An 11,632-nucleotide genomic window follows, 5' to 3' on the forward strand; every position below is an offset into this window, starting at 1 on the left:
CTAACTCCTTGAATTCTTGAGAATGAACCGGGACAAGTGATTACTTGTTGACAACGGCCATGATGTCTTCTTCGCGCATCACCAGCAGTTCGTTGCCGTCGACCTTGACGGTCTGGCCTGCGTACTTGCCGAACAGGACGCGGTCGCCGACCTTGACGTCGAGCGCGATCAGGGCGCCCTTGTCGTCACGCTTGCCCGGGCCGACTGCCAGAATTTCGCCTTGATCCGGCTTTTCTGCTGCGGCTTCGGGGATCACGATGCCCGACGCGGTCTTGGTTTCCTGATCCAGACGCTTGACGATCACGCGATCATGCAAAGGACGAAGGTTCATGGATAGATCCTCTCTTGATTGGGACTGAAGAACGCTGAGGTATGCCGGCTGGCGCCGCCAACCAGCGGAGTTGTTAGCACTCTCGTGCGGTGAGTGCTAATTATATGGACGAGGGATTACAAATTCAAGAAGAGACGGAGGAAGACGGGATGATATCGCCCAGGCGTCGGTTGACGCGGTTCGACCCGACTGCGGAAAGGTCGATGAGTCAAAAATAACTCATTACAAACAACAACTTACAGAAATCAGACAGATTGCAGGCTGGGCGAGAAAGGCTCATGGATGCTGCACTGCTCTCCAAATAGCGGCCACTAGGTGAAATCCCGTAATCGTTGTTCGTGCCGGGCTTGACGCACTCCGCCGCCTGATCTGGCCCCACACGTTGACGCCGCGATCGGCGTTTTGCGTCGCGCACTCCATCCGCTAGTAACAAGCCCATGTAAGCGACAACACCGTGCAAATCGGCCAGGAACCCGGTGTCTGAAAAGCGCCGCATCCGGCATCCGAATACTGTGCGATGACGCACAGGTACATCGGACCGCAATCGATAAGATCGACCCGAAATCGTAGATATCCGAACTAAACGGACGGGGAAGGCAAAGTCCGTTTGCGGCTTTCATACGAACGTCACGCATCGTCACGATACGGCTCGGAACCCCGTTTCCCGATGGAACCGGATGCAGCCATTAAAGGTTGAATGATGACCAACGCCATCCACGCCGTCCGTCAGTTTCAGCCCTTCCTCGAATACCTCCAGGAAGGAAAGCAAAGCCGCACGCCGAATCCGCATGTCGAAAAAGCCGATCTGATGACGATCGAGCCGTCCAGTCATGTCGTGATTTCGCGGGAAGGCCGACAGAAGCTGGCGGCCGAGAGGCAGACAGAGCAGCAGTTCGATTGGGAACTATAGGTTTGACTGCGCCGCGACTATCCAGCGCTGCCATCTGGCACTTGCCGGGCGGCGGCGAACAGAACGAACGTGGAACGCAGTTTATCTGCGCCCACGCGACACACTCACTTCGTGGTCAGCGACCCAACGGGCGAAAGGCTTCCCCCGTCCGAGCCACGCATGGCGCTCGTCTGCGCATCGCCGCTGTCGCGAGCCGGCGCCACCCAGGCGGCAGGCGCTGCGTTGTTCGCTGACGGACGGGCACTGTCCGTGGGTGTGCCCGGCGGCAATGGCGGAAGTGTCGGCAGCCCAGTCGGCAGCAGTCTCGTCGGCGCGCTGTTGGCAACGACGGGCGGCGGTTTGCGCGGCGCCGGCGCAGCCTTCTCGCCTAGCGGCTTCCATCCTGTCGACAGGATCGCCCGCTGAAGCAGAGCCTGAGCCTCCACGCTGCCGACATCGATCGCAAGCGCCTGGTTGGAGAGCTTGAATACACAACTCCATATCTTGTCGTTCGCACAGCTGTTCGCCACGCCTATCGCAACGTCACGCTGGTTCTCCCGATCCTTCACCTCGGTTTGCATCCGCAACGCGTCAGGATTGCCGGGTGCCAGCAACGACGCATTCGCCACGGCTGCTTTCGCTTGCGTCAGATCGTTTCGCGCGAGAGCCGCCCTTGCGTCGCCCAGCGCATCGGATACCGTCCGATGCGACTGCGCGCTGCCCGGCGCGCGAGATGCGACCGGCTGCGCGATCTTGTTGACGCCTGGCTGGCCCGTGACGTCCATCGAAGACGCCCCATCCTTCGACGGTGGCATGTACTGAGGTATCGAGCGGCTCGACGCGTCCGCGCCTGTCGACAGTTCGGCGGTATCGGTGTCCCGCGAATGGCCGTGTCCGAGCCAAAGATAGCCGACCACGCCGAGCAGAGCCAGGCCGGCCAGAGGTATCGCTCCCCTCGTGACGATCCAGCGACCAACAGCTTGCGGCAGAGACAGCGGTATGACGTCCGGCGAAAATTCCGACTCCCCTGCCCCTTGCCAGACGACGTTCGGCACAGCACATTCCGTCGGGTCGTCGACGACTGCGGGTGCTCGGCGGGTTTCCGCGGGGACAGCCCTCAATTGCGCCTGAGCACGCTTTGGCCGATCGGCCTCGAGCGGGCGACTCACGCCGCAGTAGGGGCAGAAGTTGACATACTGGTACAGCACGCCGCCACAAGTGCTGCAGGGCGTCGGAAATCTCAAGGCGGGCGTCGTTTCGGCAGACATGCTTGAACCCCAACCAATTGTGCGCGATGCCATTTCGGCAGACTCAGCGTCGATCTGAAGACAGACAAAAGAGTGAGCGGAACTCGCCATCCACTTTCGCGGAGAAGCGGACAGCCCGGCCGCAGGGCCGGTAACTGCGCAACAGAGTGCTTTATCGCATGTCGCATCAGGCGACGGTGTTAGCTATCGCACATACGTTACGAACTCATAGAAGAGAACGAATCGTGGTCTGAACTTTTCATGGCCGTATGTGGCCTACGGCTCTTTGCAGAAGAAACCGTGACGCCCGGCAAATGAAAAACCCCTACCCCAAAAAACATGGCGACCTTCCGGTCACAGAAGGTCGCCACGCTACGCAGACGTCGATCAGTCGATAACGGAACGATGCATCGGCGTCCGCTTCATCGGGTAAGAACAGAAACTACGACAACGCATCAAACCCCACTATCCACCCGCACGCCCGCCCGAATCGGCTCGACAACCACATGGCTTTCCTTAGGCAGCGCCCATTCGAGCCACCGTGCGCGATGCAGCACCACCAGCCCGAACGCAAGCGCCGCCAGCACGCCGAACGTCGCAAAGCCCATCTGATAGCTGCCCGTGCCTTCCTTCGCGATGCCCATGATCACAGGCAGATAAAACCCGCCGATACCCCCCGCCGCGCCGACGATCCCCGACATCAAGCCCGTCTTGCCCTTCCAGCGCTGCGGCACCAGTTGGAACGTCGCGCCGTTGCCCAACCCGAAGCACACATACATCGCGATCAGCAACGCAATACCAGCCGACACCGGCGGCATCCACGCAGCGAACAGGAAGTCGCACAGCGAAATCGCCGCAAGGAGGATCACCAACGCACGCACACCCGAAATACGATCCGCGACCAGACCGCCGATGGGACGCACCAGCGCACCAATACAAGCCAGCAGCGACATGAAGAGCCCGGCTTCGAGACGCGGCATCTGATACAGCGAAATCAGCAGCGTCGTCACATACGACGACATGCCAACGAAACCACCAAACGTAATGCTATAGACCAGCATCACAACCCACGTATCGCCCTCGACGAGCACGCTGCGATAGTGCTTCGGCAGCACCGCAATCGCGAGCAGCGCGCCGAGCACGGGCAGCAGCAGCACGCCCGTCTTGCCCGCGCCGAACACGCCCGCATGCACGGCGACCACGAGCGCGACGAGACCCACCAGCGTCACGATGAAACTGCGCATAGCCTGCACGCCGCTGCCCGACTTCTGTCCAAGATCCTTCGCCCAGAAGAACAGCGCGATAGCGGCAAGACCCAGCAGCGGCAGCGCTGCGCCCGCAGCTTTCGCCCAGCCGAACTGATCGGCGAGCGCGGGGAACATAAAGCCGTCGAGCACCGCACCGATGTTGCCCGCAGCCGCCAGCCCCAGCACCAGACCCTGCACTTTCGGCGGATAGTTGCTGCCCGCCATCGGCAGCGCAACGGCAAAGCTCGCGCCGCCGACGCCGAGAAACACGCCGAGAATCAGCAGCAGCGTGTACGACGGCGTGCCCGGCATCAGCAGCAGCACGACGGAAGGAATCGCCGACAGCGCGATGCCCATCAGCGCGACGCGCCGTCCGTCGCAAGCCTGGTAGAGATTGCCGAGCGTCACGCGCAGGATCGCCGCGCCGAGCACGGGCACCGCGACGAGGAAGCCCAGTTCCGCGGGCGACATCGCGATGTCCTTGTGAATGAACGGCGCGAGCGGCCCGAACATGACCCAGACGGTGAAGCCGGTATCGAAGTAGAGAAAGCACGCAAGCAGCGCGCGCCAGTTACCGCTCGCAAGCGAATTCAGCAGGTTTTTCATGGGTCTCTCTCATTGAACGAAAACAGGGCTGATGCGTGGGGTCGAGCAAAGAACTAGGGGAAAGCACGTTCCGTCGCGCGGGGCCGCGCAGACTGCGCGACGTGATGCGCCGGTTTGCGGGGCGCGCCGCGCCGCGACGATGCGTCGTCGGTGTCGCGATCGACGACGCTGTAGATCAGCGTGTCCCCTCCTTGATGATGTCGGCGAGCACCGTCGTGATGACGGCGAACTCGCGGCCGTACGAACCCGCGCGCGCCGCCGAAATGCGTGCATTCAACGCGACGATGTTCGCCTGCATCGAAATGCTCGATAGCTGTTCCGCGATCGCGGCCTGACGGCGCTGTGTTGCTGCCTCGATACCGCGCATCTCGTTCTGATAGGCCAGCGTGATTTCCTGCAGCAGTTCGAGCAGCGGCGTCGCTTGTGCGACGAGCGCATCCACATGCTCGCGTGTCGCGTCGTCATTTGCCTCGACGCGCGCGATCGTTTCGTCCGTCAACGCGATGAAGCGCTGCACGCGTTCATCCGCCTTGCGCGTGCCGTAATAAAGCTGCTGTAATGCATCCGAGAACACGCCAGGCAAATGATCATTGCCATTCACGAGCACGCGATGCGTCGCCGCAAACGTCGCGAGGCATTCGCGCGTGATCGCCAGCGCATTCATATCGCCATGCGACGCGAGCAACACATGCAGCACGATGCGTTGCGAAAGCATCCGCTGACGGCCAGACAGATTGATCAGTTCGCCGATCGTCTGTCCGGACACTTCACTGCGTTGCGTGGTGATCTGCTCGTTCGTCATGCTGGATCGCGTCGATGCGCGCTTTTCGGTTGCGCAAAAAAAGCGTCCCGAAGCGCACGCGCGACGCCCGATCACATGGATCGAACGCTCCTCGCACGTTGCGTTTCGGGACGCCGTTGCCCCATCGGTCCGCTCGCACTGCGAGCGTCCCTGAAAAAACCGGAATTCGTTGAAGCCGCCGTTGGCTACGCGGCGGATAACGCAATAGGTATGCCATCGGCCTGTTTTCGGCCGATGCATGCGTGTCGAAAGGGACTTGACGGCGCGCTTGCGGAGCGCGCAATCGCTTGCTGGACGGGGCGTGCGCGCATTCTTCGATTTTTCGCCCAATGCTTCTTGCCGCTACATCCCGCCAATGAAAAAGCGCCCTTCTCAGGGCGCCTGTGCGCGCCTCAACGAAGCGCGCCAATGCTGTGACGTGGTGCAGCGCACCACGGCCGTGCGCTCTGCGCTAGCGCCGGTCAGACCCCGAGACCACGTCGATCCACACCGCGAGCACGAGAATGCCGCCCTTCACGATCATCTGCCAGTACGAGTCGACGTCGAGCATCGACATGCCGTTATCGAGGCTCGCCATCACGAGCGCCCCGATCAGCGCGCCATACACGGTGCCCGAGCCGCCGCGCATCGACGTGCCGCCGATAAAGCACGCCGCAATCGCATCGAGTTCACCCATCGAACCCGCCGACGGCGAGCCCGCCGCCAACCGCGCCGTATTGATGAGGCCGCCGAATGCACACATCAGCCCCATCAGCGCGAAGATCGCGAGCTTCACGCGGTTCGTGTTGACACCCGACAGGCGCGTCGCTTCGAGATTCGAGCCGACCGCATAGATGCGCCGGCCGAATACGGTTTGCGTCGCGATGTACGTGAAGATGCCGAGCAGCGCGAGCAACAGCAGCACGGGCACGGGAATGCCGCCGTAACGGTTGAGCGTCGCGACGAACGCAAGCAGGATCAGGCCCGTCGCGACGATCTTCACGCCGTCCTGCCACAGCGGCACGACGCTCAGGTTGTAGTGCTGGCGCTTCTGCCGCTGGCGCACCGTCAATGCGGCGAGCAGCACGAACAGCGCAACAGCGAGCGTGTCGCCCGCAATGCGCGGCAAGTAGCCCTGACCGATGAAGACGAAGTCGTCGGACACCGGCGCGATCGTCGATCCGCCCGTCACGCCGAGCAGCACGCCGCGATACGCGAGCATGCCGCCCAACCCGACGATGAACGACGGCACACGCAGATACGTCGACCACCAGCCGTTGAAAAGACCAATTGCGACGCCAAGCAGCATCACGACGGGCAGCGTCGCCGCGAGCGGCCAGTGATGCGTGACGTTCAGTATCGCCGCGACGCCACCGAGCAGCCCGAGCAGCGACCCGACGGACAGGTCGATCTCGCCCGAGATGATGACGAACACCATGCCGCACGCGAGCATTCCCGTGATCGACATCTGCCGCAACAGGTTCGACAGATTGCGCGGCGTGACGAACGCGCCTTCCGTGAGGAACGAAAAGAACACCCAGATGACAGCGACGGCAAGCAGCAACGCGAGCAGCTTGTAGCGCGCGAACAGCTGCTTGATACGCTGTCCCGATGCGATCGACGCGCCGTGTTTTGCGTGGCTATCGGAAGAAGTGAGATCAGGAGTCATGCGACGCTCGCCAGTTGAGTGGGGCCCTTGCCGTTCGTGTCCGCGTCTTTCGGGTTCGTCGCGATGGCGGCCGTCAGAATATGTTCCTGCGTGAGACCGTCATTCACAAAATCGCCGCGCAACTCGCCTTCGCCGATCACAAGCACGCGATCGCTCACGCCGAGCACTTCCGTCAATTCCGACGACACCATGATGATCGACACGCCGCGCTTCGCGAGCGCGAACATCAGCTTGTAGATTTCGAACTTCGCGCCGACATCGACGCCGCGTGTCGGCTCGTCGAGAATCAGCACGGAGGGATTGGTGAGCAGCATGCGCGTGAGCACCGCCTTCTGCTGGTTGCCGCCTGAAAGACTCGCAATCGACAGCATCGGCGAAGCCGCGCGCACCGACAGGCGCTTCATTTCCGAGTTGATCGTGTCGAGTTCGGATGCGGTATCGATGCGCCCGCCTTTCGCAAAGCGTTGCAACACGGCGAGCGTGATGTTGTGACCGACACCCAGCTGCGGCACGATGCCGTGACGCTTGCGGTCTTCCGGCACCATCGCGATGCCGGCCGCGATCGCATCGGCGGGTGCGCGGATTTTCAGGCGCTTGCCGTCCATCCACACTTCAGCCTCGCTCACGCCCGGATACGCGCCGAAGATCGCCTGCATCAACTCCGTGCGCCCCGCGCCGACCAGTCCCGCGACGCCGAGAATTTCGCCCTTGCGCAACGCAAACGACACATCGTCGACACGCTTGCGGTTCGTATTCGTCACGTCATAGCACGTCACGTTGCGCGCCTCGAAGATCACGTCGCCGATCTCATGCGGCTCGCGCGGAAACAGATTCGTGATCTCGCGCCCGACCATCATCGCGATGATGCGATCGGTGGTGAGTTGCTTCATCGGCTGCGTGGCGACGTGCTTGCCGTCGCGTATCACGGTGATCGTGTCGCACACCGCTTCCACTTCGTCGAGCTTGTGCGAGATATACACGCAAGCCACGCCGCGCTTTTTCAGATCGCGCACGATATCGAGCAGGATCTTCGTTTCCGCTGCCGTCAACGATGAAGAAGGCTCGTCGAGTATCAGCAGTCTTGCCTGCTTGTTGAGCGCCTTGGCGATTTCGATCAGTTGCTGATGTCCGCCGCCATAGTTCATCACCGGCTGTGCGACGTTGATGCCTGTGATATTCAGTTCGCGCAACAGTTCGTCGGCGCGCTGATACATCGCCGCGTAATTCATGCGGCCGCCGGGCTGCGTGATTTCATTGCCGAGGAAAATGTTCTCGGCCACCGACAATTGCGGCACGAGCATCAGTTCCTGATGGATGATGACGATGCCTGCGCGTTCAGTATCGCGGATGTTCTGCGCGACGAGCGGCTTGCCGTCCCAGAGGATTTCGCCGGACCAGTCGCCATGCGGATAGACGCCGGAGACGATCTTCATCAGCGTCGATTTGCCTGCGCCGTTTTCGCCGCACAGTCCGACGCATTCGCCGGGCGCGACGACGAGATCGATGCCGTCGAGCGCCTTCACCCCGGCAAACGATTTGGCGATGCCGCGCAACTCCAGAAGCGCTTGTGCCATGCGTAATGTCCTGGATGGATGAAAGATGCGCGAGCGCTTCTGTCTGTGACGATCAGAAGCGCCCGCGCCCGCTATCAGTTGCCAGCCAGTTGCGCCTGCGTATAGAAGCCGTCCTTGATCACGACATCCACGTTGCTCTTCGTGAGCAGTGTGGGTTGCAAAAGCACCGTATCGACCTGCTTCTTGCCGTTGTCGTACTTCGCGTTGTACGAGGGCTTGTCGCCCTTCGCGAGATCGACGGCGAGCTTCGCCGCCTCACCTGCGATCAGCTTCAGCGGCTTGTACACCGTCATGGTCTGCGTGCCCGCGATCACGCGCTTGACGGCTGCAAGGTCCGCATCCTGGCCGGACACGGGCACCTTGCCCGCCATCTTCTGCGCGGCGAGCGCCTGGATTGCGCCGCCTGCCGTGCCGTCGTTCGACGCGACGATTGCATCGATCTTGTTGTTGTTCGCGGTCAGTGCGTCTTCCGTGATGCGCAGCGCCGTCGCCGCACTCCATTCCGGCACCCACTGCTGGCCGACGATCTTCACGTCGCCGCGATCGATTGCCGGTTTGAGTATCTTCAACTGCCCTTCGCGCAGCATCTTCGCGTTGTTGTCGGTCGGCGCGCCGCCGAGCAGGAAGTAGTTACCCTTGGGCTGCGCGTTAAACACGCCTTGCGCCTGCAGCTCGCCAACCTTCTCGTTGTCGAACGAGATATAGGCATCGACGTCGGCATCGAGAATCAGCCGGTCATACGACACGACCTTGATGCCTGCCTTGTGCGCTTCGGCGACGACATTGCCCAAGGTCTTCGAATTGAACGGCACGATCACGATCACGTCGACGCCGCGCGAGATCAGGTTCTCGATCTGCGAGATTTGCCGCGCTTCGCTCGCGTCGGCGGATTGCACGGAGACTTTCGCGCCGAGTTTCGTCGCTGCGGCGACGAAATAGTCGCGATCGCGCGACCAGCGTTCGACACGCAGATCGTCGATACAGAAGCCGATTTCGGGCTTGTCCTTGCTCGCGTGCGCGAGCGGCGCGACCATCGTCAGGCCGGCGGCCATTGCGGCGCAAACGAGGGAACTCAATACGGAACGACGCATTGCAGATTTCATGTCTCACTCCATTTAGGGTTGCGTGCAGTTTCGAATGCGAGAGAGTCGAACCGCCGTCTTAACCTCAGGGTGCGCTGCGAATACGTGTTCGCGAGCGTCAATTTTGAAAGCTGCCCCATTTTTGTTCGCACGACAGCGTGTGCCGTGCGCGCCGGCGGAGCAATTGCGAAATCTACCGGCGCTGCTAACGTTTTTTCGTGCCTTTGCTTTGCCTATTTAGCGGCTGAGTAGATTGCCTGATTGACGATGTTCTCCAGACGCTCTTGCTGTCCACTGACATGATGCGGCGCGATGTTTCGCTGCACTGCATCGCTTGCCAGCGATTCGAGCGAATGGCCGCCCGCCAGCACCTTACGGCCGAAATCGCTGTCCCATCCCGCATAGCGTTGCTGCTTGAACGCGCCCAGGCGGTCGTTCTCAACGAGATGAGCGGCACGTTCCAGCGCGACGGCGATCACATCGATTGCGCCGATATGGCCGTGTACCAGGTCTTCGGGATCGATACTTTGACGGCGGACCTTTGCATCGAAGTTCATGCCGCCCGTCTCAAAGCCGCCGTTGCGCAGGATCTCGTAGAACGCGAGCGTGAGTTCCTCGACACTATTTGGGAACTGGTCCGTGTCCCAGCCGTTTTGCGCGTCGCCGCGATTTGCGTCGATGCTGCCGAAAATGCCGAGCGCGAATGCATTGGCGATTTCGTGATGGAACGAATGGCCCGCGAGCGTTGCGTGATTCGCTTCGATGTTCACGCGGATTTCGTCCTGCAAGCCGAATTGGGTTAGAAAGCCATGGACTGTCGCGACGTCGTAGTCGTATTGATGCTTGGTGGGCTCTTGCGGTTTTGGCTCGATCAGCAGTGCGCCCTTGAAACCTATCTTGTGCTTGTGTTCGACGACCATGCTCATGAAGCGTCCAAGCTGATCGCGCTCGCGTTTCAGGTCTGTGTTGAGCAAGGTTTCGTAGCCTTCGCGGCCGCCCCACAGCACGTAGTTCTCGCCGTTCAGGCGCTGTGTTGCTTCCAGTGCGTTCAATACCTGGGTTGCGGCAAACGCAAACACATCGGGATTCGGGTTGGTGGCTGCGCCTGCCGCATAACGTGGATGCGAGAAGAGGTTCGCTGTGCCCCATAGCAGCTTGACGCCCGTCTGCTCCTGCTTGCGCGCGAGCACGTCCGTCATCGTCTTGAAGTTGTTCACATAGCTTTTGATGCTGTCGCCTTCGGGCGCTACGTCGGCGTCATGGAATGTGTAGAACGGGGTGCCGAGTTTCTGGAACAGTTCGAACGCGTGATCGGCCTTGGCATGCGCCTTTTCTAGCGCATCACCCGAGCGATGCCATGGACGCTCGAACGTGCCTGGTCCGAACATGTCCGCGCCGGGCCATACGAACGTGTGCCAGTAGCAGACGGCCAGGCGTAGATGGTCTTCCATTCGCTTGCCCAGCACCAGTTTGTCCTTGTCGTAATGGCGATAGGCGAACGGGTTTTCCGTGTGCGGGCCTTCGTAGCGCACGGCGGGCAAATGTTCGAAGTAGGACATGCGCGTCTCCTGGAGTGTCGTAGTGTCGGCTCGACGTTGCATCGAGCTGTGCATGAAGTGATGTCATGCTGACGCTTGCTGGTTTGCGCGGCAATTGCGAAATTCGCCAGCGGTGGTGGTGATTCTTTGTAGTTGCTGGCGCAGGGGGATGGGGGCGCCTAGAATTGGCGCGGTGGGGTTGGGTTGGTTTGGTTTGCCAGGGTCTTCACTGGCATCCGCGAATTGTTAGCGTGCTCCAAGCGTCGCCCCTGTGCGGGGCGGCACCTACTTTTCTTTGCCGCCGCAAAGAAAAGTAGGCAAAAGAAAGCGGCTCACACCGCCAGTTCTTGTGTTTGCCTGAGGGCCCCCAACCGGTCTTACGCTTCACACGGCAACATCCTTGTTCACGTGCGTTGCCAACGCGCTGAATGAGCGCCTCACCCGCTTCGAATACCCGTACTCGGACAAGCGGCAGCGAATGGTATGTGCCGCCCAGGTGGCAAACTGTGTGTAGGTTGTCGCGTCGTATAGCCTGGCGCTCTTACAGGGTGGGACGCGTGTACTATCGGTCCGGAGTGAGGCGTGTGGAGTACTTTGGCCTACACACAGTTTGCCACCTGGGCAGCGGTGGACTATCTGGCACGGCGGGCCAGAATATGGGTGCGTGA

General features: G+C 61.0%; 9 protein-coding genes. 1 reads left to right on the top strand and 8 read right to left on the bottom strand.

Features of this window, described 5'->3' with window-relative positions; translation table 11 throughout:
• Positions 1–40: 40 nt before the first annotated feature.
• Positions 41–331 carry a co-chaperone GroES gene (locus tag C2L65_RS12240; protein WP_007589096.1) on the bottom strand — a complete coding sequence of 97 codons (291 nt, stop codon included), beginning with the start codon at positions 329–331 and terminating at the stop codon, positions 41–43.
• A gap of 697 nt (positions 332–1,028) precedes the next feature.
• On the opposite strand from C2L65_RS12240, the gene C2L65_RS12245 reads away from it, so the two are divergent.
• Entirely contained in the window at positions 1,029–1,241 is a 213-nt protein-coding gene (locus C2L65_RS12245; protein WP_042307395.1) for a hypothetical protein, read from the top strand.
• Between the two features lie 104 nt (positions 1,242–1,345).
• Here the strand turns inward: C2L65_RS12245 and C2L65_RS12250 are convergent, their stop codons facing one another.
• The 7 genes from C2L65_RS12250 to xylA all read right to left on the bottom strand — a co-directional run bounded on the left by C2L65_RS12250 (position 1,346) and on the right by xylA (position 10,985).
• Positions 1,346–2,275 (bottom strand): hypothetical protein, encoded by a 930-nt coding sequence (locus tag C2L65_RS12250; RefSeq protein ID WP_233446459.1) that lies wholly within the window; start codon positions 2,273–2,275, stop codon positions 1,346–1,348.
• Positions 2,276–2,922: 647 nt separating this feature from the next.
• Positions 2,923–4,320: an MFS transporter gene (locus C2L65_RS12255; protein ID WP_042307391.1), complete on the bottom strand. Its 1,398-nt coding sequence runs from the start codon at positions 4,318–4,320 to the stop codon at positions 2,923–2,925.
• A gap of 175 nt (positions 4,321–4,495) precedes the next feature.
• Complete coding sequence (locus C2L65_RS12260; RefSeq protein WP_042307389.1) at positions 4,496–5,122, bottom strand: type IV pili methyl-accepting chemotaxis transducer N-terminal domain-containing protein; 627 nt, start codon at positions 5,120–5,122, stop codon at positions 4,496–4,498.
• Positions 5,123–5,573: 451 nt separating this feature from the next.
• Complete coding sequence (locus tag C2L65_RS12265) at positions 5,574–6,770, bottom strand: sugar ABC transporter permease (protein WP_042307387.1); 1,197 nt, start codon at positions 6,768–6,770, stop codon at positions 5,574–5,576.
• Positions 6,767–8,344, bottom strand: coding sequence for a D-xylose ABC transporter ATP-binding protein (xylG, locus tag C2L65_RS12270; RefSeq protein WP_042307386.1), 1,578 nt, complete (start codon positions 8,342–8,344; stop codon positions 6,767–6,769). The genes C2L65_RS12265 and xylG overlap by 4 nt, the downstream gene beginning before the upstream one ends.
• A gap of 74 nt (positions 8,345–8,418) precedes the next feature.
• The gene (xylF, locus tag C2L65_RS12275) at positions 8,419–9,447 is read right to left on the bottom strand and encodes a D-xylose ABC transporter substrate-binding protein (protein ID WP_042307384.1); all 1,029 of its coding nucleotides are present in this window, start codon (positions 9,445–9,447) and stop codon (positions 8,419–8,421) included.
• A 212-nt stretch (positions 9,448–9,659) separates the two neighbouring features.
• Positions 9,660–10,985, bottom strand: coding sequence for a xylose isomerase (xylA, locus tag C2L65_RS12280; protein WP_042307382.1), 1,326 nt, complete (start codon positions 10,983–10,985; stop codon positions 9,660–9,662).
• Between the last annotated feature and the right edge of the window lie 647 nt (positions 10,986–11,632).

The organism is Paraburkholderia terrae (assembly GCF_002902925.1).
Classification (GTDB): Bacteria; Pseudomonadota; Gammaproteobacteria; order Burkholderiales; family Burkholderiaceae; genus Paraburkholderia; species Paraburkholderia terrae.

Excerpts from the sequence above, each read along its gene's own strand:
- C2L65_RS12240 (WP_007589096.1), bottom strand. The coding sequence starts at position 331 with ATGAACCTTCGTCCTTTGCATGATCGCGTGATCGTCAAGCGTCTGGAT.
- C2L65_RS12245 (WP_042307395.1), top strand. The coding sequence starts at position 1,029 with ATGATGACCAACGCCATCCACGCCGTCCGTCAGTTTCAGCCCTTCCTC.
- C2L65_RS12255 (WP_042307391.1), bottom strand. The coding sequence starts at position 4,320 with ATGAAAAACCTGCTGAATTCGCTTGCGAGCGGTAACTGGCGCGCGCTG.
- C2L65_RS12260 (WP_042307389.1), bottom strand. The coding sequence starts at position 5,122 with ATGACGAACGAGCAGATCACCACGCAACGCAGTGAAGTGTCCGGACAG.
- C2L65_RS12265 (WP_042307387.1), bottom strand. The coding sequence starts at position 6,770 with ATGACTCCTGATCTCACTTCTTCCGATAGCCACGCAAAACACGGCGCG.
- xylG (WP_042307386.1), bottom strand. The coding sequence starts at position 8,344 with ATGGCACAAGCGCTTCTGGAGTTGCGCGGCATCGCCAAATCGTTTGCC.
- xylF (WP_042307384.1), bottom strand. The coding sequence starts at position 9,447 with ATGAAATCTGCAATGCGTCGTTCCGTATTGAGTTCCCTCGTTTGCGCC.
- xylA (WP_042307382.1), bottom strand. The coding sequence starts at position 10,985 with ATGTCCTACTTCGAACATTTGCCCGCCGTGCGCTACGAAGGCCCGCAC.